The sequence below is a fragment of the Pantoea sp. E2023-21 genome (assembly GCF_051302795.1).
Classification (GTDB): domain Bacteria; phylum Pseudomonadota; class Gammaproteobacteria; order Enterobacterales; family Enterobacteriaceae; genus Pantoea; species Pantoea ludwigii_A.
On record NZ_CP195344.1, the window covers coordinates 2,308,943 to 2,334,103 of the forward strand.

The window sequence follows — 25,161 nt, forward strand, 5'->3', positions numbered from 1 at the left end:
CTGCGGGCTGCCGCTATCGCTATGTCGTTTCATCTTCTTATCATTGATGCGCTTAATCTGATTCGTCGTCTGCATGCCGTGCAAGGATCCCCGTGCCGTGACAGCTGCGTTGCCGCCTTGCATCAGTTATTAGGCCACACTCAGCCCACGCACGTGGTGGCGGTTTTTGATAGTCACGATCGTCAGCCGGGTTGGCGTCATCAACTTCTGCCGGATTACAAAGCGGGTCGCCCGCCGATGCCCGAAGATTTGCATCTGGAGATGCCAGCGCTGCAGGAAGCCTTCCGCGCCGTCGGCGTCAGTTGCTGGGTCGCCGATGTAGACGAAGCTGACGATCTTGCTGCCACGCTGGCGGTGAAAATGGCTGACGCCGGTCATCAGGCAACGATTGTGTCCACCGATAAAGGCTATTGTCAGCTACTGGCCCCCAACATTCGCATTCGCGACTATTTTCAGAAGCGTTGGCTGGATGTGCCCTTTATTGAGCAAGAGTTTGGCGTCTCGCCTGCACAGTTACCCGATTACTGGGGATTATGCGGTATCAGCAGCAGTAAAATCCCCGGCGTGCCTGGCATTGGCCCCAAAAGCGCCCGCGAGTTGCTGATGCAGTTTGGCTCGCTGGACGCAATCTATCAGCAATGGGATCAGGTTCCTGGCAAGTGGCAGGGGAAATTACAGGAACAGCGAGAAATGGCGGAAATCTGCCGTGAGGTATCAACGTTGAAACGCGATTTAGTGTTGCAGGGCAATCTCAATACGTTGAGATATCAGGCAAAATAACGGTCGCCATAAATGGCGCCCCTACGTTTACAGAGCGCGGTTTTCGTAGGGTGCGCATTGATGCGCACCAGGAATAATATAGCGTTTTCAAAATGCATCCTGCGAAAGAATTTGCGCTAGAACAAGACGAGTAAACGCAGCCAACCCCCCTGTAGTGCAAAGTATGAATCTGGCATCCTGCGAAAGAATTTGCGCTACGGCAAGGCGGCAAGTGCGCGAGTCTCCGGGAGCAGACATCAGTATGTGACCGGGGCGAGCAAACGCAGCCCCCTGTAGTGCAAAATATGAATCTGGTATCCTGCGAAAGAATTTGCGCTACAGCAAGGCGGCAAGTGCGCGAGTCCCCGGGAGCATACATCAGTATGTGACCGGGGCGAGCAAACGCAGCCAACGCGGCTGTAGTGCAAATTATGAAGCAGGATTAGCGCTCGTCGCGACGCCCGCCAACTGCCGCCCAAAACCGGCGCACGTGTACCGTCACTTCTTCGCGATCGTGATACAGCTGACGCGCCTGAATCTGCGCATTGATGCCCTGCGCTTTCAGCGCGTCATCGATCATCGCCAGATTCTGCGTCACTTCTTCGTAGCGTTTCTTCATGGGCAGCTTGAGGTTGAAGATAGCTTCACGGCACCAGCCATTTACCAGCCACTCGGTCATCAGGCTGGCCACACGTACCGGTTTTTCCACCATGTCGCACACCAGCCAACTGATGTTGGTACGCGGCGGGCGGAATTTAAAACCATCTTCGCGGCAGTGCGTGACTTGTCCGGTATCCATGAGGCTTGGCGCCATCGGGCCGTTATCCACCGCAAACACCCACATGCTGCGCTTCACCAGTTGATAGGTCCAACCGCCTGGACAAGCGCCGAGATCGACGGCGTACATGCCGCTGGCTAAACGCTCATCCCATTCATCGGCGGGCACAAATACGTGAAATGCCTCTTCCAGCTTGAGCGTGGAACGGCTCGGCGCATCGGAGGGGAACTTCAGGCGCGGAATGCCCATGTAGAACGGCGAGTTGTTTTCTGGCAGCGAATAACCGACATAACATGTGCCCGGTGCAATAAAGAAGACGTGCACCACCGGACGCTTCGGCGTTTCGTAGTTAAGCAGGATTTTGCTTTCACGCAGACTGGCACGCAGCGGCACGGTTAACTTGCGGCAGAACTTGGTGAGCTCCTTCGCCTCATTGGTATCCGGCACCTCGACCCGCAGTTCACCGCCCTTTTCCACCACACCGGTCAGCATGCCGACAATAGGAGTGATACGATCCTCCGGCGGCAAATCGCGCAGCAGTTCACCGACCACCAGCATCTGACGTGCAAAGATTAGCTCGGCAAACGGCAGCGTTTGGATCAGCTTTTCTGCATCTTCCTGCTGATAGCATTCATACAGCACGTAACCCGAGTCATCTTTGACGCGCGGGAAGCCGTAAATCTCACGCTCAGCGGCTTTCGCGCTGATTTCTGCCGCGCACTCTTTCTCAAATCCCGGACGGCAATAGAGCAATACTTTATTCATGGCGATCTGCCTTTCGTTTCAGACGCAGTGCGCCAATCAACATCAAGAACCAGCCAATAAGGAAGCACAAACCTCCTACTGGCGTAACAAAAACCCAAAACTTCATGTGTGACAGCGCCAGACAATAGAGGCTGCCACTGAACAGCACGGTACCGAGCGCCATAGCGGCACTACTCCAGTAAAACCAGATATTGGCGCGACGCAGCATGGCGGCACCCAGGCCAATCACCGCCAGCGTGTGATACGCCTGATATTCAAGGCCGGTATGTATCCACGCCATTTCGGCTGGGCCGAGTGATTGACTCAGCACGTGCGCCCCGAAAGCACCAAACGCCACCAGCAAAAATCCGCTAATGGCAGCAAAAACAAACATGGCACGACTGGACATCAAAGAATCCTCAAGGTAATACGCACATCACTGTGCGGCCATCAATGCATTAGTGATCGTAGCGAAAACGGAATTTTTCTTGTTCATTGGCCGCTTTTTCCAGGATCCACTGACGAAAGGCGGCTATTTTACCCAGTTCTGCCTGGCTGTCATGACAAACCAGATAAAAAGCATTTTTACTGACCAATACGTCATTAAAAGGACAGACCAGACGACCGGCTTCAATTTCACTCTGCGCCATCACATTATTGGCCAGCGCCACACCCTGGCCATGAATAGCCGCCTGCAGTACCATCGCGCTGTGGCTGAAGATCGGGCCCTGTTGCACGTTAATGTGCTGCAAGCCAAGCTGGCGGGTGTAGGATTGCCAGTCGCGACGCGATGCATCATGCAATAGCGTGCAGTGCGCCAAATCAGCCGGCGATTTGAGTGGATTATCACCCGTCAGCAGCATCGGTGAGCAGACCGGCAGCAAATATTCGGCATACAATTTCTCAACCCGCAGGCCTGGCCAATTGCCGCGACCGTAGAAAATCGCCACGTCGACATCGTCCGCCAATTTCTCCTCGTCACGGTCCACCGCCTGGATACGCACGTCGATGCCCGGATAAGCCATATTAAAGCTGGAAAGACGTGGCACCAGCCACTGAATGGCGAAGCTCGGCAGCAAACTGACGGTGAGCGCACCTTTGGCACTGCGCGCCTGTAACTTACGCGTCGCATCGTTCAGGGCGGAGAAAATCTCCTTAATATCTAAATAGTAGCTTTGACCTTCTTCTGTCAGTAAAAGCGAACGATTCCTCCGGCGAAATAGCTTTAGACCGAGGAAATCTTCCAGAGATTTAATCTGATGGCTGACAGCAGCCTGGGTAACAAACAGCTCTTCGGCGGCTTTGGTGAAGCTCAAATGACGGGCAGCAGCATCGAAGACGCGTAAAGCATTAAGCGGCGGAAGGCGTTTAGACATGGTTTTCCGTATCCGGATTGACAAGGTAATACTTCAACTTATACAAAGTCGCTACGTATTAGTTTTTTTAATCCGAGACATTATAATTTGTCCGTTGAGGAAGCTCCAGCAAATACCTATAGTTGCCGCACTTCCTGAGCCGGAACGAAAAGATTTCTGGAAACGTGCGAGAGATCGCAGACTTTTGGAAAGCTTTTGGCTTGTGGTCGTGATGTTGTGTTTGCATTTTGATCTGACGCTTGCAGATCAAGCTTTTAATTCCTGTAGATTTACCCTGTCTGTCCATAGTGATTTTAAATAGCACCGCAAATTGCGGTGCTTTTTTTTTATGCCGCACATCCCTGTGCGTCACTTTCCGGGCCGTCGCAAAGCGACGTTAATAATTTCTCCCGGAAATTTTTTATCTCTCTACTTACTGTCCCATCTCCACCATCTCTTTGACGTCAGAGCGGTTAATCTGCTGCTTGTTGCCATTGGCATCCTGATAGCTGATCATACCGGTTTCGTCATCAACTTTAGGTTTGCCGTCGGCTACGATAGTGCGACCATCGTTAGTGTGCATCACGTAATTGCTGGAACAGGCGGACAGGGTAAAGGCCAGAGTACATACGGCCAGCACTGCGGTGAGTTTATTCATCTTCTATCTCCTTGCAGATTGATTGCATTAAACCACCCGCATGCGCTCATCAACGGTAGCGCCAGTGAAATCGACTATGAATAGCGATGCGTTATGCGGGTTTCGGTTCAAACCTTGCAATAATTAGCATAACGCGCTTTTCCAGCTTTGCCAGGCAACAGGCTAGCTTTCAGCCTGGTCCTAACATGATTAATAGTGGGCCGAGTATGACCATTTTTTCCCCAACAACCTTTCGTCAGCAGTTTCCCGCAATGAGCGATGCCGGCATTTATCTCGATAGCGCCGCCACGGCGCTTAAACCGCAGGCGGTAATTGACGCGACCGCTCAGTTCTACAGCTTAAGCGCAGGCACCGTGCACCGCAGCCAGTTCGCTGCTGCCCGCGCGTTAACGGAAAAGTATGAACAGGCACGCGGTTTAGTGGCGCGCTGGCTCAATGCGGCAGACGATCGGCAGATTGTCTGGACGCGTGGCACCACCGAAGCGATCAATCTGGTGGCCAACAGCTGGCTAGCCCCGCGACTGCAAGCAGGCGATGAAATTGTGGTCAGCGAAGCTGAACATCATGCCAATCTGGTGCCGTGGCTAATGTTGGCGCAGGCCAGAGGTGCGAAAGTGGTGAAATGGCCGCTGGGCGACGATCGGTTGCCCGATATCGCGCAGCTCCCGGCATTGCTTAATTCACGCACCCGATTGCTGGCCGTGAGCCAGATGTCGAATGTTACCGGCGGCTGTCCAGATCTGGCCCAGGCGATCCGCTTAGCCCATAACGTGGGTGCCAAAGTCATGGTCGATGGTGCGCAAGGCGTGGTGCATTGCCCACCGGACGTACAGGCGCTGGATATCGATTTCTATGCCTTTTCCGGCCATAAGCTATACGGACCAATGGGCATTGGCGTGCTGTATGGCAAAGCTGAATTACTGGATGCGATGAATCCGTGGCACGGCGGCGGCAAAATGCTGACGCAAGTCGATTTCAACGGCTTCACGCCGCAGCCAGTGCCGTGGCGTTTTGAAGCCGGAACGCCCAATGTCGCAGGCGTGGTGGGTTTGAGCGCCGCGCTGGAATGGCTGGCGCAGCATCATGCCGAAAAGGCCGAAATGTGGAGCCAGCAGCTGGCGAGCCTGGCCGAAGAGCAGCTGAGCGACATTCCCGGTTTCCGCAGCTTCCGTTGTGGTAATGCCAGCCTGCTGGCGTTTGATATTGCAGGCATTCATCATAGTGATATCGTCACACTACTCGCCGAGCACGGCATCGCATTGCGCGCAGGGCAGCACTGCGCGCAGCCGCTTATGGCGGCGCTTAGCGTCACTGGCACGCTGCGCGTCTCGTTCGCCCCCTATAATAATCTGCAGGACGTGGATGCGCTGGTGCGCGCCATGCATCATGCCGTCGACTTACTAAGTGAATAAGCCAATGACATCAACTCTGCTTGCCCCGCATCCGTTCGGCGATCTGATTACCGCAGCCAGCCTGACGGAAAAATTCACCCAGTTCCATCAATGGGAAGATCGCTATCGCCAGTTGATTCAACTTAGCCGTCAGCTGCCTGCGTTATCGGAAACATTAAAGACGGCGGATATCGAGCTCAGCGGCTGTGAAAACCGCGTATGGCTAAGCAGCCAGCTGTTGAACAACGGCACGCTGCATTTTTATGGCGACAGTGAAGGACGCATCGTGCGCGGATTGCTGGCGGTGTTACTGACGGCAGTGGAAGGCAAAACGCCAGCCGACTTGCTGCGGCAAGATCCGCTGGCGTTGTTTGATACCTTAGGCCTGCGCGCGCAGCTTAGTGCGTCGCGCAGCAGTGGCTTACAGGCGCTGGCCGATGCGGTGCAACGCGCGGCGCGTCAGCACACTCAGGCTGTTTGACGCACCGCCCTGGCGAGAAACTTCTTTAGCGCATGCGAAACCGCCACAAAACCGAAGGTGGCGGTGACCATGGTGGCCGCACCGAAACCAGCGGCACAGTCCATACGTTTCGGGCCTTCTGCGGTGGAACGTGAGGTGCAGACGCTGCCGTCCGGCTGCGGATACATCAGCGCTTCCGTCGAGAATACGCAGTCGATACCGAGCTTCCCTTTACTGTTCTTCACTACGCCGAAATCCCCTTTCAATCTCTCACGCAGCTTGGCCGCCAGCGGATCCTGAATGGTTTTCGCCAGATCGCTAACCTGAATCTGCGTGGGATCGATCTGACCGCCCGCGCCGCCGGTGGTAATCAGCGGGATCTTATTGCGACGACACCAGGCAATCAACGCGGCTTTGGGGCGCACGCTGTCAATCGCATCAATCACATAGTCAAAACCCGCAGAGAGCAGTTCGGCGGTATTCTCTGGCGTGATGAAGTCATCGATACAAATCACCTCGCATTCCGGATTGATAGCGCGCATACGCTCGGCCATCACTTCGGTTTTCGCCTGGCCCACTTTGCCCTGCAACGCGTGAATCTGGCGATTGGTATTGGTGATACAGACATCGTCCATATCAATCAGGGTAATTTTACCGATGCCGGTGCGCGCTAACGCTTCCGCCGCCCACGAACCCACGCCGCCAATACCAATCACGCAAAAGTGCGCGTCGGCAAAACGCTGAAGCGCGTCCTGCCCATACAGACGCGCCGTGCCGCCAAAACGTTGTCGCCAGGCGTCGCTTACTACTGTCATAACCAAACCTTTCCGGGAAAACGAGACATTAATTAGACCCTAACAGCAGCGAACCGTTGTTGCCATTTTGTGGGTTGCTAAACACCGGCTGACCAGTGCCCGGCGCGGCTTTCAGCACCCAGACGCGGCCATAATGGTTGTAGAAACCAGCCAGATGCGCCGCATCCGGACCAACGCCCTGATAGATATCGAAGTGCTGGCCTTTAATTGCCCCCCCGACATCCAGCGCCACCATCAGGCGCATCTCATATTTGCCGTTAAATTTCCCCTTCTCATTCAGCTGCGGCACTTCTGCCAACAGCACAGTTCCGGCTGGAATCAGTGAACGATCAGAGGCGACTGACGCTTTTGCAATCAGCGGAACCGCGCTGGCACCGCGCACCGGCACATACTCTTCAGGTTTAAAGAAGACGAAGGATTGGTTGGTTTCCAGTACCGAGCGAACTTCTGCTGGCGAATGATCCTGCGCCCACTGACGAATCGCCTGCATCGACATATCTTCGCGCTTCACTTCACCACGATCGATCAACTCTTTACCGACGCTGTGGTAAGCCCAGCCATTTTTGCCGCCATAACCAAAGAAGCGCAACGGACGTCCGTCACCAAAATCGACGTAGCCACTGCCTTGCACATCCATCATGAAGTTATCAATCAGCGAGTTGCTGTAAGCAATAATGTAACGGTCGTCGAGTCCACCATTATAGATAGAAGCGCGGCTCGGCAGTTTCTGCCCGCGCGGGCGCGGTGGCATACGATAAATGGGATACTGGAACTCGCCCTGACGCGTATAACGCGCTTCCACTACCGGCGTGTAATAGCCAGTAAATTGCACGTTGCCATAATTGTCGGTGCCCTCCATCTGATAAGCATTCAAACCAAACTGATTGAGCTGACGCGTATCGGCGCCAGAAAGCAGCCAGTTCTGGATTGCGCTATAGGTGCCGTTATTGCGGCCAAACAGACCGGAAGAGGTAGTTTGAATCTGCACTACCTGATCGCTAAAGTCTTTGCCGTTCACCGGACGTCCTTTGGCATTCGGCTGATTGACCAGCCCGAGCGGCTGCTCCAGCTTGCCATCTATATATTGTTGACCCCGGTCGGTCGGTTTAGAACTACAGCCCGCTAACAGCGCGATAAATGCGCCAGTAAGTGCATACTTCGCCCAATGTCCTTTCATAACCTTCTCTTTTTATCGATTGTTTGCCCGGCGACGATAGCAAAGGGGCCGAGAGATTGAAATCCGCGACAAGCGGTTGCGCTCACATCTGTACAATAATCCACCCAATGGCGAGTTTATTCACCAACTGACTGTAAATTTAGCGCTTTGTCTCAAAAAGGGGTTGCATCGCCGCGCGTCCAGAGTATAGTGCGCATCCACGGACGCGGGGTGGAGCAGCCTGGTAGCTCGTCGGGCTCATAACCCGAAGGTCGTCGGTTCAAATCCGGCCCCCGCAACCAATTCTTCTTAAATGAAGAGACAATGTGAAGTGTGTGTAACGCGTCAAACGGACGCGGGGTGGAGCAGCCTGGTAGCTCGTCGGGCTCATAACCCGAAGGTCGTCGGTTCAAATCCGGCCCCCGCAACCAATTGTCTTAAGAAGAATACAATGTGAAAAGTCGCGTAATGCGGCAGACGGACGCGGGGTGGAGCAGCCTGGTAGCTCGTCGGGCTCATAACCCGAAGGTCGTCGGTTCAAATCCGGCCCCCGCAACCAATCATTTAAACACCTTAACGGGTGTTTTTTTGTTTTTACACTTTATCGCTTTCCCCTCCATGTTATCTGCCATAAAACTCAACGCGCATGAGTAGATTTCACAAAATGTTTATAATATTAAAATATCATAACATCATGTTTTTAATGATGTAATTATGAATTCCTCAGGTAAACATTTTCGTTAATTTTTATCGGGACAAGTCTCAGGTTTTCAATTTCTCATTTTCGTAACACTGCACCCATTGATAACGCATCGGGCGTTGTCCAGGCACAGTGAGAAATTAAAAATGGCTTATTCTAATAAATTTTACTCTTCGGGTTTTTACAGAAACTTATGGCCACGCCCACAGTTTCAACCTGGCGAAGTTGTCGTAGATGATATCCGACACAAAGTGGGAAATGAGTGGAGCTCAATTAATCCTGGTTCAACGGATAAAACGGGTGATGTGTTATTATCCGGCTTCGCCTACGCCTATGCCAAAATAGAAATTTACGACAACGGTAAACTTTTATTCACCACGCAAGCGGGACGTTTAGGAACCTGGACTGCCGACTTATCCGATGTTATTTCTACTGGCAACCACAATTTCATGGTGAAACAAGCAGGTTATGGCTTTGCGCCAGGCGCCCCCATCAACCTGATTGTTGAAGGTAACAATAGCGAAATTCCTGTGGAGATTACTCAGGTTTATAGCGATAGCAGCGTGCTTCACGATGGTAATCATACTAATGACGCCCGTCCCAGCTTCCGCGGAAAAGGTCCGGCTAATGCGAAGGTCTTGCTGGTAGATGAAAATAATAATGTAGTTGCCTCAGGAAATACGGATATTTATGGCAACTGGAACGTTAAACCAGAATACGATATTAATGATGGCAGCTATAACTTCCGTGCATTTATTAACGGAAAATACAGCTCAGACATTAATTTAACCATTGATACCACGCCCCCTGATTATACATTAACCTTCACTGGTGCCTTTGATTTATTAACGTATGAAGGTATTCCAGAAAACGGAAAAACCAACGATCTGCGCCCTAATTTTACGGGCAAAGCGGCACCGGGTTCAGTAATTTATCTGTTCGTTGAAGGCAGCAATGAACCGATTGGTGGAACAATTACTAACGGCTTTGGTGAGTGGAGTATTACTGCTTTCAAAGATCTTGAGCTGGGCACGCAAACGCTGGAAGTGCGTGCTGATAACCAAACCGCCCAATTCACCCTGACAATTGAAGCTGAAACGCTTATTCAGCCTGTGACGATTGATTACCTGGTGGATGGTCTGACTTTTGATACTATTCCTGAAAATGGCTTGTCTAATGATTCCACGCCATGGATCAGCGGTAAAAGCGCGGCTTTTGCTAACATCCTGCTTCTGGAAGGCACTAAATTCCTTGGCTTTGTACAAGCAGATGAGCAAGGTAAATGGAATTATGAAATCACTACGGCGCTGGACGCAGGCCAGCATGCAATAACGGCCTTCGCGGACGGACAAACCAGCGAGCCTTTCAACTTCAGCATTGCGGCGCAAAAAATACCCGGCAAAGGTTGGGGTGGCGGCATCTATAGTGTGAATGACTTGCTGATTGAAGACGAAACCAGTCTGTTTGCACAGGATATTGAGCAGCCAGAAGTTGCCACTCTGGTTCTCAACCAGAGTGATCTCACGACGCAAAGTGATGCTGTTGGTATCGAGATCGCAGCACTCCCGCTGACGGCGGCAGATGAAGAACAAGCTTCCCTGCCCTTCGCTTAATCACTGAAAGATAAAACGGATGGCCACCGCCATCCGTTTTTTAGCGATGTGCCAGCGCCGCGCCCTTATCAAAATACGCCTTAATACCCTGCAGAATCGCCTCAGCGACCTGATGCTGATAGCGCGCCGTACGCAGCTTCCGTTCCTCTTCTACATTACTGATAAATGCAGTTTCTACCAGAATGGAGGGAATATCCGGCGCTTTAAGCACCGCGAATCCGGCCTGATCGACCGTACGCTTGTGCAAATGGTTGATGTGCCCCATGCGCGACAAGACTTCTTTGCCAAACTTTAGGCTGTCGCTAATGGTTTGCCGCTGCACCATATCGAACATGGTGTGATCAAGATAACGGTCGCCACTCATGCTAACGCCACCAATCAAATCAGCCTCATTCTGCGTTTGCGCCAGAAAACGCGCCGCCGCGGAGGTTGCGCCGCGGGTTGAGAGCGCAAATACTGATGAGCCGCGCGCGGCACGACTGGTAAAGGCATCGGCGTGGATCGAAATAAACAGATCCGCACGCTGCTTGCGCGCTTTCGCCACCCGCACGCGCAGCGGGATGAACACATCCTCATTACGCGTCATGTAGGCTTTCATGTTGCGCTCTTTGTCGATCAGCGCCTTCAGATAGCGACCGATCTTCAACACAATATCTTTCTCACGCGTTTTGTATTTGCCATGCGCACCGGGATCTTCACCACCATGTCCGGGATCGATCATGATGATAATCGGTCGATCGCGCCCCGCTTTCCCCGGCAGCGCCGCCTGTACTGGCTGATCGCGCTCGAGATCGCCCTGATTGTAATCCTGCAGTAATGCCAGTAGCGGATCCTCTTCGCGCGACTGCTGACTCGGATAGAGATCAACCACCAAGCGGTGCTTAATACCCGCCACCGGCGCCAGCGTGAAGGTCTTTGGTGCGATGCTACGCTTCACCTCCAGCACAAGCCGGACCGTGTTGGCATCAAACTGGCCAACGCGCGCGGTTTTGATGTAGGGATCGTCCACACGCACCAGTCTATCCACCCCTTTCAGTACCGGATTAATGTGCATATTTTCAATATCAATAACCAGACGATCGGGATTACTCAGCGTGAACTGCTTGTACTTGAGGGGAACGTTTGATTCCAATGTAACGCGGGAGTAAGTCGATGATGGCCAGATACGCACCGCCACAATATGCTGACTGGCAGCCAAGCCGGTGCGCGTGACGCTAAGCATGAATAGTGCGCCTGCGCCCTGTAATAATCGTCGTCGTGTAAAAGCTTCGGACATGCCGCTCCAACTACTGTGTAATGTCTAAAAAATCGTCACTTGATGGCAAGAAAGTGAAAACTTTGTTCGATGAGAATTGTCTTGTCTTGCCGGAAAACCCAGATAATGCAGTCTGTTAGCACGTGTTGCATCAGGAAAATCGTAAAGTAACGTCAGGCCCGGCGCTTGCAATAACCGGCAAAAGAGCATAAAAATACGAAAATTACGAATAAACATGCACAGAGGGCTTTGCCGTGAAGGAACGCAGTACAGAACTGGTTCAGGGTTTTCGCCATACCGTTCCCTATATAAATACCCATCGTGACAAGACCTTTGTCATCATGTTGGGTGGCGAGGCCATCGAGCATGAGAACTTCTCAAGCATCGTTAATGATATCGGTCTGCTGCATAGTCTCGGCATTCGCTTAGTGGTGGTTTATGGTGCGCGTCCGCAGATTGACGCCAGCATGGCCCAACAACAACTGGAACCGATTTATCACAAACACACGCGCGTAACCGATGCGCAGTCGCTGGAATTGGTGAAGCAGGCGGCCGGTCGTTTACAGCTGGATATCACCGCGCGACTGTCGATGAGCCTTAACAACACGCCGCTACAAGGCGCGCATATTAATGTGGTGAGCGGCAACTTCATTATCGCGCAGCCGCTGGGCGTGGATGATGGCGTTGATTACTGCCACAGCGGCCGTATTCGTCGTATTGATGAAGACGCTATTCATCGTCAGTTGGACAACGATGCGATTGTGCTGCTCGGTCCGGTAGCGGTTTCTGTCACCGGCGAGAGTTTTAACCTGACTTCTGAAGAAGTGGCGACGCAGCTGGCTATCAAATTGAAGGCCGAGAAGATGATTGGTTTCTGCTCCGAGCAGGGCGTGACTAACCGTGAAGGCGCGATTATTTCCGAACTGTTCCCGAACGAAGCCCAGGCGCGCATCGACGAGATGGAGAGCGACGGCGATTTCCTCTCTGGCACCGTGCGTTTCTTACGCGGTGCGGTAAAAGCCTGCCGCAGCGGCGTGCGGCGTAGCCACCTGATCAGCTATCAGGAAGACGGTGCGTTGCTGCAAGAACTGTTCTCGCGCGACGGTATCGGAACGCAGATTGTGATGGAGTCCGCTGAACAGATCCGTCGCGCCAACATCAACGATATCGGCGGCATTCTCGAGCTGATCCGCCCACTGGAGCAGCAAGGTATTCTGGTACGCCGTTCCCGTGAACAGCTGGAGATGGAGATTGATAAGTTCACGATTATTCAGCGCGATAACCTGACTATTGCCTGCGCCGCGCTCTATCCGTTCCCGGATGAGCAGATTGGTGAGATGGCCTGTGTGGCAGTGCATCCGGATTATCGCAGCTCGTCGCGTGGTGAACTGCTTCTGGACCGCGTGGCGCTTCAGGCGCGCCAGATGGGGCTAAAAAAGCTCTTTGTCTTAACCACACGCAGCATTCACTGGTTCCAGGAACGCGGATTTACGCCGGTGGATATTGAGTCGCTGCCTGAGAGCAAAAAGCAGATGTATAACTATCAGCGCCGTTCGAAAGTGTTGATGGCGGATTTGGGGTAACGCCTGCTGGTGGGCATTTATGTGCATCGGGAAGAGGTCGCCATGAATGGCGACCCTACGACGGTTTTGTAGGGGCGGAATTTATGCCGACCCGGGTTTATTCCCCGCTCAACCGCTCCAGCAATCCGCTGCGCCGCTGGGTGCGCAGCTGCACCGCACGGCGAAACACGCTTTCATCGCTGTACAACGTTAGCTGCTTACGCGCGCGAGTGATCGCCGTGTAAATCAGTTCGCGCGTTAACACCGGCAGAAACTGCGCCGGCATCACCAACGCCGTATGATCGAACTCCGACCCTTGCGATTTATGCACCGTCATCGCCCATGCGGTATCGTGCGTCGGCAAGCGGCTGGGCTGTACCGCTTTGATGCTGCCATCGGGTAATGGGAAGAACACTTTCAGCAGACCTTCATCATCGAACAGCGTAATGCCGATATCGCCGTTAAACAGCCCCAGCGCGCTGTCGTTGCGTGTCACCATCACCGGACGTCCCTGATACCAGCGACTGCCGCCGGTTGGACGGCGAATCAGCTGTAACTGCATCAGCTTTTGCTCAATACGTTGGTTCAGTCCCTGCACGCCAAATGGCCCTTCACGCAGCGCGCACAGCAGTTGATAACGTCCAAACGCCGCGATAATTTTCGCCGGCTCAGCACGCTGGCTAATCAGCTTAAGGAATGGCTGATACCCTGCAGCAATCTCCGTTAGCATCGCCTGATAAGCGTCAGCATCATTCAATGGTTGGCGAGTGATATCGCTGAATCCTGCCTGAAATGCCGCTTCCACCGCTTTTGCATCACCGGCGTTAACCGCGGCGGCCAATTGGCCAATGCCGGAATTGGCGTCAAAGCGGTAACTTTTACGCAGCAGACAGATCGCGTCGCGCACGGCAGGCGCGTTGATGTCATCGATGCCCGCTACCTGACTGCCGGTGAGTTCGCTCAACTGCGCAGCACGCACGGGACTGTAACCGGCTTCGGCGCAGCGACAGATATCGCCGAGCACGGCACCCGCCTCCACCGATGCCAGCTGATCGCGGTCGCCGAGAAATACCACGCGCGCCTGCGAGGGCAATGCGGCGATAAGGTTCGCCATCATGCCGAGATCCACCATGGAGGCTTCATCGACCACCAGCACATCCAGATGCAGCGGATTCCCGGCGTGATAGCGCAGACGCTGCGTTTCCGGCTGCGCGCCTAACAAGCGGTGTAGCGTAGTGGCATCGGCCGGGAAACGCTGCCGTTCCGCCTCGCTCACCGGCAGTTTTTGCAGCGCCTTGCCCAGCGACTCGGTGAGACGTGCCGCCGCTTTACCGGTTGGCGCGGCTAACTGGATACGCAACGCGCCCGCGCTGAGACGAATCAGCGCCGCCAGCAGTTTTGCCACCGTGGTGGTTTTTCCAGTACCGGGGCCGCCCGAGATCACCGCCGTTTTCTGCGTCAACGCCACAGCAGCCGCAATTTTCTGCCAGTTATCTGGCTCGCTGCCAAACAACTCATCCAGCACTTCCCTGACCTGTTCCGGCGCAAAAAGCTGTGACGAAGCCTGTGACTGGAAGAAGCGCGCCACCTGCCCTTCGTGGTGCCACAAGCGATGTAGATAGAGACGGTCTTCGCTCAACACGATTGGCGCCGCCTGATCGCTGCTACTGAGCGCAGACCAGCCTTCTAAAAGCGCAGGCCAATCCTGTGGTTCCCCCGCGGCTTGCCAGATGGCGTGCGCCAGCTCCGCATGTCGCCCTTTAAAGAGGTTATCGCGACTTAGCTGTGATAACGGCAAACAGACATGCCCATCACCCGCTTCCGCACTCAGGCACGCCGCCAGCAGCAAATGTGCCGGTTGCTCATCATCAGCCAGCAGTTGGGCAAACTGGACGTCCAGCGAGCGCAGCAAACGTAACTCAGCCGCCTGGGCTAAAAGCGCGGTCATACTGCTCATGCTGTTGCTCCCGGCCCGCGAAACAGGCTATCCAGTTGTGAAACGAAGTCGAAAGTCGGACGGGTGTGGAACACGCCGTTGTCTGGCGAACTGCCATCCATGCCACGCAGGAAGAGATAAAATACGCCGCCGAAATGCTGCTCATAGTCATAATCCGGCACGCGATGTTGTAAATAACGATGCAGGGCCAGCGTGTAGAGTTGGTACTGCAAATCGTAGCGGTGCTCGATCATCGCCTGCGCCATCGCCTGCGGCGTATAGGCTTCATGGCTGTCGCCAAGCCAGTTGGATTTGTAATCCAGCAGGTAGTATTTGCCCTGCCAGCGAAACACCAGATCGATAAAGCCCTTCAACATGCCCTGCACCTGGCGGAAATCAAGCGGCGGAGCCTGAGCCGATAACGCATCCTGAGAGATCAACTCACTGAGTTCACGCGCCGTCAGCACATTATCAATCGGCAGATAGAACGCCATCTCCACCAAACGATCGCTGCTCTGCACCTGCGCCAGATGAATGCCCTGCGCATTGAGCGGCGTGCTCAATGCGCGAGCGATCCACGCGCTGAGCATCGGCTGCCAGTGCAGCGGATAGCCGTTCTGCTGCAGATGTTGCGCCAGCTGCTCTTCAGAAGGCGGCTGCGGGAAATCCAGCGATTCGAACAGCTCATGCAAAAACGTGCCTGGCGCAGCACCGCGTGGGAAATGGTGTGGCGTCAGCGCCGCATCCAGCGCTTCTTCATGATCCTCTTCGCCTGCCGCTTCAACATCGAAATTCGGCATCACCTCAAGCAGACGATGAGAACTGTGCTGCTGCAAGCCAGAGTAGCTGGTGACGCGCCACGGATCGGCCAGCACTCGCGTTACAGCACGCGCGCCAAGTTTACTATCGGCAACGGCATCCACTTGCCAACGCTCGGCTTGAATATCCTCCACCAGCACCACATCGGTGCCCGCTGCGTCCATATCATGCAGTAATATGCCGAGCTGTTCCGCCGTCGCGGCGGCGCCACGCTGCAACAGGAAACCCAGTGCGCTTTTGTGTAAATCGCTCTCGCCTTCTTTCTTGCGCGTACCACGAAACAGCGGCGCGACGCCGACGCTGCAGTGATAGATCGAGCGGGTCAACGCCACGTAAAGCAGGCGTAAATCCTCCGCCAGACGCTCCTGTTCGGCTAACGCCAGGCTTTCCTCATCGGCTTGCAGATCCAATACCGCGCCAAAATTCTCACGGTCGTGATAAAGCGCGGTATCTGCTTCGCGGAATCCGGCGGCAAACGGCAGCCACACTAACGGATATTGCAGTCCTTTGGATTTGTGGATAGTGACGATTTGCACCAGATGACGGTCGCTCTCCAGGCGCAGTTGCTGACTAGCCGACTGGCTGTCCGGACGCGCAATCTGCTGCGCCAGATGTCGCACCAGCGCATGCGGACTATCCAACTGCGCAGCCGCTTCCTGCAGCAGTTCACCCAGATGCAGTAAATCAGTCAGGCGCCGCTCACCGTTCTCCGATGCCAGCAGGTTCTCCGCCAGTTGGCGCTCCAGCATCATCTCGCGCAGCATCGGTAACACGCCGCGTTGCTGCCATATCAGTTGCCAGCGGGCAAAGGTATCAACCAGTTCATCCCAGCCGCGTGCATCCTGATCCAGCGCATCAAGCTGTGAGGCGTCAAATGCAAACAGCGAGGTGGCCAACGCGGTGCGCAGCATGCGTTCCTGCTCCGGCGCCAGCACCGCCTGCAACAGCCATAACAGTTCACGCGCTTCTGGTGTGGTGTAAACGCTGTCGCGGTTTGAGAGGTAAACCGAGGGAATACCGAGCAAATTCAAGGCTTCGCGAATCAAATTTGCTTCGTTACGGCTGCGCACCAGCACAGTGATATCAGAGGCTTGTACTGGCCGCAAATTGGGTGCCTTGCCCAGCATCGCGCGCTGCTGCTGCCCGGCCTGCAGCCAGCGGCTAATATCGGCCGCACACTGCTGCGCCATACATTGCTGATAATCGCCAACGCTGCACCCTTCGCCCGGCTGTAGCCAGAAGCGTAACGCCGCTTGCTCTACCTGGTCGATACTGAGTGACAACTGCTGGTTCGGTGGCGCGAACTGCACCGGTAAGAACGGAATATCGGCGAACAAGAATGGTGCGTCAGGGCGCGTAAACAGCTGATTGACGCTGTTGACCATCGCGGGCGATGAGCGCCAGTTGGTGTCGAGCGTGTAGTGCGCACTGACTTCGTTACGCGCCCGAATATAGGTAAAGATATCCGCGCCACGAAAGGCGTAAATCGCCTGTTTGGGATCGCCAATTAACAGCAGCGCATGCGCTGGCTGATTGATATAAAGCGTGCGGAAAATACGGTATTGCAGCGGATCGGTGTCCTGAAACTCATCGATGAGCGCCACCGGGAAGCGCTGGCGAATCGCCTGCGCCAGCTGCTCACCGCTGGGCTGTTGCAGTGCTTCGTCAAGCCGACTCAGCAAATCATCAAAGCCTAACAGTGCCTGCTGACGTTTCTCTTTGCGCACCGCGGCGCGGATCTCCACTAGCGCGCGCGCAATCACCAGATCGCGCAATGACAGCGGCTGGGCAAGGAAAGTGTCGACGGCATCGAACAAACGGTGTTGCGGCGGATTGCCCTTTTTGGTCTTCTCTTCAAGCATGCGCTGACCAAAACGCGCCAGTTCGGCGGGCACCTGATAATCGCGCGTTTCGCTTTGCGCCCAGAAGCTGACTTTATTGACCCAAACCGGCAAATTTTTGCTGCTGTAGCTGCGCTTATCCACATCGGATTGCCCCACCAGCGTCAGCACCTCTTCACCCACCGCCAGCCATTGCGCTTTCATCGCGGCTATTCGCGCAAGGTTTTCACTGTGGCGCGAGCCCAGGGTTTCAGTGTCGGCTGGCGGCAGACGTAGGCTGGGCGATTCGCCCTGCAACCACGGACGTAAAGTAGAAAGCAACTGCTCAGGGCCGCTCCATTCGCTGACGATCACCCGCGCGACATCCAGCGTTAATGGATAGCAGTGACGACGCCAGAAATCGGCGGTCGCCTGGCGCAGCAGCAGTTGTTCATCTTCAATCAGCTGCTGCTCAAACAGCATGCCGGACTCAAAAGCATTGAGGTTCAGCATGCGCTGGCAGAAACCGTGGATGGTGAAGATGGCCGCTTCATCCATCTGGCGTTCAGCGGCCAGCAGAAGCGAAGCCGCGTCGGCGGGTTGCGGAATTTCCTGCAATAACTGCATCAGCATCGGATTGCTGCTGACGCCACGCAGGCAGGCCAGCCGCAGCTCATGTATGTTCGCGCGAATACGCCCGCGCAATTCCGCAGTAGCGGCCTCGGTAAAGGTCACGACCAAAATCTCTTCAACCGACAACGGACGTGACCAGGCATTTTGTCCGCCTAATCCGAGCAGCAACCGCAGGTAAAGCAGGCCGATGGTAAAAGTTTTACCCGTACCGGCTGAGGCCTCAATCAGACGCTCACCGCGCAGCGGCAGCGTCAGAGGATTGAGCGATTCAGGGAGCAAACTCATTGCGCATCACTCTTTACGGGCAACGATTGCTGCAGCTTTTGAACTTCATCCCACGTGGTCCAGCCTGGCAATTGCGCGTAATCATTTTTGGTCGCGCCATCATGGCTGCCGCCAATCTGGGAAATCATCGCCATCCCTTGCTGCGTGAATACCGCCTGATGGAAAAAGTCGGCGAGGCCGGCTGGCGTCAGCTGCTGAATTTGCTCAATCGCTTTTTCACGCGTATCGAAAGCAAAATTCTGACGCTTAAAGTCACGGTTAAAACGGTTCGCCTCTTCATCCAGCGTTTGCGGGCGCTGTTTCATATCATTGATTAACGCCTGCTGATACTGGGCGAAATCTTCCGGTTTCATGCTGCGCAGACGCGTTTCAGCCTGCGGATAAAACGCCTGGAAACGTTGCAGTAAGAACGCGGGCTGTTTGCTGTTACTTTGCAGCAGGAAACCGATGCCCCATTGGCGACCAATCGGCATCTGATAAGCAAACACCGCATAGCCGAGCTGCTCTTCGGTACGCAATTGGTTATAGAACCACGGCTGCACGATCTGGCTCAGCATGGTGCTGTTCGCCATGCTCTGATATTCGCTATAACCCAACGGCACATACAGTGCCGCCAGCGCCGAATCGGTGCTGCTGCCCACCTTCTGCAGGTTGGCCTTCATCTCTTTATCCACCGTCACATAATCACTGTGCCAGTAGCCGTGGCCATCACTTTGCAATTGCTGCTGGAGCTCATCGCCGAGCTGTTTCACACGGTCCGCTGAGAGATTGCCCACCACCATCATCTCCGGTGTTGCATGATGGATCAGCGCATCACGGTAATCGGTGACCTCTTTCAGCGTGATGTCTTTCACCAGATTGCGACGCGTTTCGCGCTGGGTGTACGGCAACTGCGACAACATTTGCATCGGCTGAATTGCCAGCTCAAAAGCTTTGCCCTTCTCTGCCGCTTCCAGTTGATCCAGATACCAGGATTTAGCCTGCTCCAGCTGCTGCTGATCCGGTGTAAAGGTGGCGTAACCCTCCACCAGCTTCTTTAGCAATTCAGGCAAACGCTGGGTAAAGCCGCTGGCGCTAAACACGATGCCATCATCTTCGCCGACAGAAAAACTGATACCGCCAACCGAGGCCTGCGAATTCAGCTCATCCAGCGCCAGGCTGGAGAGATAGTCATTCAGACCAAACAGCACCTGCTGACGCGCATCGCTAATCGCAGATTTGTTACGCAGTGCTAAGGTGATAGCGGCTTTCGGTTCACTGGCAAACTGCTGGCTTGGCATCCAGTAGATACGCATGCTGTCGCCATTGGTCAGCGCGATCGGATGATCGTAGGTTTTGCCATCCGCAGGGATGATGGCGAAATCAGAGGGAATATAGGGGTTCAACGTTGGCATCGACAACTGCAGCTGTGCGGCACGTTGCTGCCAGTCGCTGAACTGCGCGGCGCTGATTTTATCTACCTGATACGGCGCATTCACAAAGTAGGCTTCTTTGTTATGCGGCTCATTCGGACTGATGTACCAGATACGCGCGTTCTGCGGCGTCATTTCTTCAAGACGGGCTTTAATGGCGGCGGGATCAAATTGATCGGCCAGATAAGGCGCATCCAGGGTATGTTCAACCGGCACACGCAGCATGGTATCCACCAGCCACTCGATGTAATCCATATCACGCGTGATCGATGGATAACGGAAATCCAGCGCCAGCACGTGGGAGACTTCGTCGAAGTAATCTTTGCTGATGCCTTTACTCCGCAGCATATCGAGGTAGCTAAACACCGCAGCCACCACTTCATCACGTTGCGCCAGGCCTTTGTCGGTTAACGACACGCTGATGGCGAATACGCCACTGTTGCGCTCGGTCATTGGGTCAGCTCCGGCACTAACGCCATCCGCTAGCCCTTGCTTTTGCAGCCAATCGTTAAGGGTATTTTTGCTGCGATTACCCAGAACGTAGCTGATCAGCGTATCGGTTTTACTGCGGAACTGGCTGCTATTGTTCGGGATACGGAACTCAATTTTTAACTGCTTGCGCGGCTGGGCGGGCACGTAGTGGATAATGATGCCCTTCTGCGCAGCGGTCACCACCGGTACTTCAATCTTTGGCACAGAGGTCTGATGATTGGCAACACGACCAAAGGTTTTCGCCGCCATGTCAGCCATCTCTGGCAAGGGCTTGTTGCTGTAGATTACCGCCTTCATCAGATTGGCTGAGTAATGGCTATGATAAAAATCGGTCAGCGCCTGATGCAGTTTGCTATCCGGTTTGTCGCTCAACGTATCGAGATTACCGCCGGAATAACGCGATCCCGGATGCGCCGGGTTCAGGGTTTCCGCACCCACCTGCGCCATGCGCAAGCCATCTCGTGAGCGAGCCATCGTCAGCTCAGCGTTAACCGCATGACGCTCACGATCGGCATTGATCGGATCGAGCAGCGGTTCAGCAATCGCATCGGACAGGCGATCCACCGCCGGCTGCAGCGCATCGTTTTCCACTTCCAGGTAGAATGCCGTGCGATAAGATGCCGTGCTGGCATTATGGCTACCACCATGTTTTTTCAGGAACTCGGCGAGGTTATCAGGCTGGGGATATCGCTTTGAGCCCATCAACACCATGTGTTCGAGGTAGTGCGCCAGACCCAGCTGTTGATTTGGATCATCCAGTGAACCGATCGGCAAGGTTAGCGCCGCCAACGATTTAGGCGCCTCGTTATCTGAGACTAGCAGCACAATCATGCCGTTACTTAACGTAATCGCCTGATAACTGCGTGGATCGTGATCGCTTTTACGAATGGTGTCATTGATGGGTTGCCAGCCGCGATCGGTATCGGCAAAGGCATTCAGCGCTAACGTGCTCAGCAGCAGCGCTCCAAACCAGCGTGCGTAAATCCGCATTTAAACCCCTTACGTTACCCTTTTCCGCTGGCTGTGTGCCCAGCGGTTAAATAGAGTCATTTTCTTATAGTGTCAGGAACAACCTCAACCGAGACCATACCCCATTGCTATTCATCATGTTGATGCGCCAGGCGCACCGGCAAATACCACTGGCGTGCGGCGGCAGTAATTGCCTGCACGGCATCATCATCCAATGTACGACTTAACCGCTGCAGATAGGGATCGCTGCCCTCGCCTTCGATCTGGAAACCACCCTGCCAGGCTTGCAGCAATTTGTTAAGTGCCTTTTTCTGTGTTGCTTCGTCATCCAGCAACTGGTGCGACTTGCTGTCAAAGCTGGCTTCCAGCCAGGCACCACCGGATTTATTCAGCAGCATCATCGGCTGAACTAATCCGGCCTGATAACCCGCAACATAGTCATTCAGTAGCGCCAGCGCTTGTTCAGCAGGCAGCGCCATGAAGCGCCAATGGCTCTGCTTACGACCGTACATGCGGCTTGCGCCGCTGCCGCCCATCGCGCAATACACCAGATGTTCCAGCCACAACAGCAGACCATCATTCATATTCAGCACGCCTGGACGCCAGCGCAGCAGCCCATCAGCTTGCACCTGTGTCAGCCAGCCGGTCAATTGCACTTCACCCAACGTTAGAGCGATCTCCCAGCTCTCGGCTGGCTGACGTTGACCGCTCACCTCCGCTGCCACTTCCTGCATCTCTTCGGTCTGGCTCTGCCAGAAAAGTTCCCCAAACGCGCCATAAGGCAGATTGCCAGCGGCGCGATGGCGAGCATACAGCTGCGCAGGATCGTCACCGTTGACCAGCGTATTCAGCAATTGGGCATTGATTTGGTAGCGTTCCAGGCTGTCAGGCGCGAACGGTTCGCTATCAGGCAGTTCGCTCTCTTCCATCCAGAAGGCAACACCCAAACGCTGTTGGAACCAGGCGCGTACCGGATGACGCCAGAAACGTAGCAGTTGCTCCAGCGACAAGGTTTCTAACGGTGCAGGCAGCAAAGGTTGTACAAAATCCGGCTGGGCTATGCCACTGCCGGTGGCCGCAGGCAACCATTCTGCGGCAAAGCTTTGCCCGTGTGCGCCTGGCTTGAAGTTCTCTGCAGCAAACGGCATGCGGCTATGCAGCTTTTGCAGGTGTTCGCGTACGCGCTGCTCGCTGATATCGGGTTCAAGCGTTTCATCACCGGGCAGACAGAAGCTTTGACCGAGGTAATCCACCAGTTCACTCACCAGCACCGACGGAAAGCGCTCGGTGTTGTCCTGAATTGCCCGGCCGATGTAACTGATATACAGCTGATCCTGCGCTGAGATCAGCGCTTCGAGGAACAGATAGCGGTCATCATCGCGGCGGCTACGGTCGCCTTTGCGCATCTGTTGCTGCATCAAATCGAAACCAAGCGGCGCTAAGGTGCGCGGATAGACACCGTCGTTCATGCCCAACAAACACACCACTTTGAAGGGAATCGAACGCATTGGCATCAGCGTACAGAAGTTGATAGGACCGGCAAGAAAACGCTGGCTGATGCGCTGCTGGTCCAGGCGCGAACGCAGCTCGTCGCGCAGCAGCGTAGCCGGAATCGGCTGTTGATACGCTGCCTGCATCCCCTGTTCGATAATCTGTTTCCACTGCGTTTCCACCAGCAACAGCGCGGCTTCACTTTCAGCGTCACCGCTGAAGAAGCATTCAATCAGCTCACGACATAACGGCAGCCACTCCGATAGCGTGCGCTCTGCTGAGAGACGTGTGCGCCACTCTTCAAGTCGCGAAAGTAATTCGGCCAGATGCCCTGCCAGCTCAGCGATCAAACCGCTGGATTCGTCATACGGCAAAATCCCTTGCCAGTCGCCGTTGCGACTCTCAAGCGCGTAGCCGAGCAGCATGCGCTGCAGGCCGAAGCGCCACGTGTGTTGCCCGGTTACCGGCAGAGCTAGCGCTTCAACGCTGGCATCATCCAGCCCCCAGCGGATGCCGGACTCCATCACCCAACGGCGCAGCAATCGCAGGCCGCTTTCATCAACCGAGAAGCGCTGCGCCAGTGCCGGAACTTCCAGCAGCGCCAGCACATCTTCGGAGGCAAAGCGGCTTTCAGGCAGTGACAACAGACTGAGCAGCGCCAGGATCGCCGGGTGCGCCTGACTGGCGCGGCGGTCGGAGATGGCGAACGGCAAATAGCGTTCGCTCGGCGCGCTGGCAAACGCGGCCTGAATAAAAGGTGCGTAGCTGTCGATATCCGCCACCATCACGATGATGTCGCGCGGCTTGAGTTCTGGGTTGGCTTCCATCAGCGTGAGCAGATGATCCTGCAGCACTTCAACTTCACGCTGGGCGCTGTGGCATACCTGCAGCGTAATCGAGCGATCGTCTGGATCGAGCAGACGTTTTTCGGCGCTGTTGGCCAACTCACCGGCGCTGAGGCCAATAACCGCGTTATCGTCCAGATTGAGCAGATCCGCTTGCAAGCAGTGTAGGAGGTTGTCTTGTGGCATCTCCACGAAGGCATCAATGTCGTTGGCGGCGGACTCCATCTGACTCAGCAGAAACAGATTATCGCGCCCCAGTTTGCCCCATGACGCCAGCAGCGGATTGGTCAGCTGCTGTTCGCCGATGTCGTTAAACAATGCCGGTGCGCTAGCCGGATCGCGGAACAGCGGCTGCAGCTCATCGGACTGTATGCGGCGGCGCTGGCGGCTTTGCAGCTTCGCGAGGAAGGCGTAATCCTGAATGTCGCCCCAATAGTGACGGCATGGATTGGTGAACAGCAGATGGATGTCAATGTGACGGCCCAGCGCTTCCAGCGCCTGCAGATAGACCGGCGGCAGCGCGGAGATACCGCAAATAAACACGCGCTGCGGCAAGCCGGGCGGCGGCGTTTGCGCCTGTTCCAGCTTTTGGATAAAGCGCGCATAGAGATTGGCACGATGCCACATCGGCTGACCCAGGCTTTCCGTGAAGTTGACCAAATCGCACCACAGCGGCGCCTGCCAATGCTGCGATTCGCCTAAGCCTTCAATCAATTCTCCGCGTTCCCAGCTGTTGAGCCAGTCCGAGCGATACACCAGATATTGGTCAAAGAGATCGGCAACACGCGCGCTGAGCTGATAAAGCTTGCGCTTATCGTCGTCATCGTTGAGGTAATGACGCAGCGGCTGGAAAGCGTCTTGCTCCAGCAAGGTTGGCAAGCGATGCATCAGCTTCCAGCTCATGCTGGCTTTGGTGAAGGCGCTCTCTTCGGGAATATCAGGCAGCACCTTGACGAACATGTTCCAGATGAAGCTCGCAGGCAGCGGGAAATCGATGTTAGCGGCAATACCGAAACTGTTGGCCAGCTCCATTTGCAGCCACTGCGCCATACCCGGGCTTTGTACCAGCACCTGCTCAGCTGCCAGCGGATCGGCCAGCGGTTGATTTTCAATCAGAATACCTGCCAGATTTTTCAACAGATCAAGCTGATTAGAGTGATAGACCCGGAACATATTTCTCCTAAACACAAGACAACAACGCAGCCGAGCCACT

General features: G+C 54.8%; 16 protein-coding genes and 3 tRNA genes. 8 read left to right on the forward strand and 11 right to left on the reverse strand.

Annotated features, from left to right (window positions below; all coding sequences use genetic code 11):
• The first annotated feature begins 21 nt into the window (after positions 1-21).
• Entirely contained in the window at positions 22-780 is a 759-nt protein-coding gene (gene xni, locus ACRQ84_RS10890) for a flap endonuclease Xni (RefSeq protein WP_483816043.1), read from the forward strand.
• A 421-nt stretch (positions 781-1,201) separates the two neighbouring features.
• On the opposite strand, the gene rlmM is transcribed toward xni, so the two are convergent.
• The 4 genes from rlmM to ACRQ84_RS10910 all read right to left on the reverse strand — a co-directional run bounded on the left by rlmM (position 1,202) and on the right by ACRQ84_RS10910 (position 4,294).
• Positions 1,202-2,302 (reverse strand): 23S rRNA (cytidine(2498)-2'-O)-methyltransferase RlmM, encoded by a 1,101-nt coding sequence (rlmM, locus tag ACRQ84_RS10895; RefSeq protein ID WP_483816044.1) that lies wholly within the window; start codon positions 2,300-2,302, stop codon positions 1,202-1,204.
• Complete coding sequence (locus tag ACRQ84_RS10900; protein ID WP_064738045.1) at positions 2,295-2,690, reverse strand: DUF423 domain-containing protein; 396 nt, start codon at positions 2,688-2,690, stop codon at positions 2,295-2,297. Before ACRQ84_RS10900 ends, rlmM begins: the two co-directional genes overlap by 8 nt.
• Positions 2,691-2,739: 49 nt before the next feature.
• Positions 2,740-3,657 (reverse strand): transcriptional regulator GcvA, encoded by a 918-nt coding sequence (locus ACRQ84_RS10905; RefSeq protein ID WP_008109573.1) that lies wholly within the window; start codon positions 3,655-3,657, stop codon positions 2,740-2,742.
• 412 nt (positions 3,658-4,069) lie between these two features.
• The gene (locus ACRQ84_RS10910) at positions 4,070-4,294 is read right to left on the reverse strand and encodes a YgdI/YgdR family lipoprotein (protein WP_008109575.1); all 225 of its coding nucleotides are present in this window, start codon (positions 4,292-4,294) and stop codon (positions 4,070-4,072) included.
• A 206-nt stretch (positions 4,295-4,500) separates the two neighbouring features.
• Between ACRQ84_RS10910 and csdA the strand changes: the two genes are divergently transcribed.
• Together csdA and csdE are read left to right on the forward strand one after the other, a co-directional pair.
• The gene (csdA, locus tag ACRQ84_RS10915; protein WP_483816045.1) at positions 4,501-5,706 is read left to right on the forward strand and encodes a cysteine desulfurase CsdA; all 1,206 of its coding nucleotides are present in this window, start codon (positions 4,501-4,503) and stop codon (positions 5,704-5,706) included.
• Positions 5,707-5,710: 4 nt separating this feature from the next.
• Positions 5,711-6,166: a cysteine desulfurase sulfur acceptor subunit CsdE gene (gene csdE, locus ACRQ84_RS10920; protein WP_483816046.1), complete on the forward strand. Its 456-nt coding sequence runs from the start codon at positions 5,711-5,713 to the stop codon at positions 6,164-6,166.
• On the opposite strand, the gene tcdA is transcribed toward csdE, so the two are convergent.
• Positions 6,154-6,960: a tRNA cyclic N6-threonylcarbamoyladenosine(37) synthase TcdA gene (gene tcdA, locus ACRQ84_RS10925; protein WP_064738049.1), complete on the reverse strand. Its 807-nt coding sequence runs from the start codon at positions 6,958-6,960 to the stop codon at positions 6,154-6,156. The two genes, csdE and tcdA, sit on opposite strands and share 13 nt — an antisense overlap.
• A gap of 28 nt (positions 6,961-6,988) precedes the next feature.
• Positions 6,989-8,137: a murein transglycosylase A gene (mltA, locus tag ACRQ84_RS10930; protein WP_064738050.1), complete on the reverse strand. Its 1,149-nt coding sequence runs from the start codon at positions 8,135-8,137 to the stop codon at positions 6,989-6,991.
• 204 nt (positions 8,138-8,341) lie between these two features.
• Between mltA and ACRQ84_RS10935 the strand changes: the two genes are divergently transcribed.
• From ACRQ84_RS10935 to ACRQ84_RS10950, 4 genes are all read left to right on the forward strand, one after another.
• Positions 8,342-8,418 (forward strand) — tRNA-Met (locus tag ACRQ84_RS10935).
• A gap of 52 nt (positions 8,419-8,470) precedes the next feature.
• A tRNA-Met gene (locus tag ACRQ84_RS10940) sits at positions 8,471-8,547 on the forward strand.
• A gap of 51 nt (positions 8,548-8,598) precedes the next feature.
• Positions 8,599-8,675: transfer RNA gene (locus ACRQ84_RS10945), tRNA-Met, on the forward strand.
• Between the two features lie 287 nt (positions 8,676-8,962).
• The gene (locus ACRQ84_RS10950; RefSeq protein ID WP_483816047.1) at positions 8,963-10,429 is read left to right on the forward strand and encodes an Ig-like domain-containing protein; all 1,467 of its coding nucleotides are present in this window, start codon (positions 8,963-8,965) and stop codon (positions 10,427-10,429) included.
• Positions 10,430-10,469: 40 nt separating this feature from the next.
• On the opposite strand, the gene amiC is transcribed toward ACRQ84_RS10950, so the two are convergent.
• Positions 10,470-11,705 (reverse strand): N-acetylmuramoyl-L-alanine amidase AmiC, encoded by a 1,236-nt coding sequence (amiC, locus tag ACRQ84_RS10955; protein ID WP_483816048.1) that lies wholly within the window; start codon positions 11,703-11,705, stop codon positions 10,470-10,472.
• Positions 11,706-11,938: 233 nt separating this feature from the next.
• Between amiC and argA the strand changes: the two genes are divergently transcribed.
• Positions 11,939-13,267: an amino-acid N-acetyltransferase gene (argA, locus tag ACRQ84_RS10960; RefSeq protein ID WP_064738053.1), complete on the forward strand. Its 1,329-nt coding sequence runs from the start codon at positions 11,939-11,941 to the stop codon at positions 13,265-13,267.
• Positions 13,268-13,364: 97 nt separating this feature from the next.
• On the opposite strand, the gene recD is transcribed toward argA, so the two are convergent.
• From recD to recC, 4 genes are all read right to left on the reverse strand, one after another.
• Positions 13,365-15,203, reverse strand: a complete 1,839-nt coding sequence (recD, locus tag ACRQ84_RS10965) for an exodeoxyribonuclease V subunit alpha (RefSeq protein WP_483816049.1) — start codon at positions 15,201-15,203, stop codon at positions 13,365-13,367.
• Positions 15,200-18,739, reverse strand: coding sequence for an exodeoxyribonuclease V subunit beta (gene recB, locus ACRQ84_RS10970; protein ID WP_483816050.1), 3,540 nt, complete (start codon positions 18,737-18,739; stop codon positions 15,200-15,202). The genes recD and recB overlap by 4 nt, the downstream gene beginning before the upstream one ends.
• Complete coding sequence (gene ptrA / locus ACRQ84_RS10975; RefSeq protein WP_483816051.1) at positions 18,736-21,633, reverse strand: pitrilysin; 2,898 nt, start codon at positions 21,631-21,633, stop codon at positions 18,736-18,738. Before ptrA ends, recB begins: the two co-directional genes overlap by 4 nt.
• A gap of 107 nt (positions 21,634-21,740) precedes the next feature.
• Positions 21,741-25,121: an exodeoxyribonuclease V subunit gamma gene (gene recC / locus ACRQ84_RS10980; protein WP_483816052.1), complete on the reverse strand. Its 3,381-nt coding sequence runs from the start codon at positions 25,119-25,121 to the stop codon at positions 21,741-21,743.
• Positions 25,122-25,161: the final 40 nt, after the last annotated feature.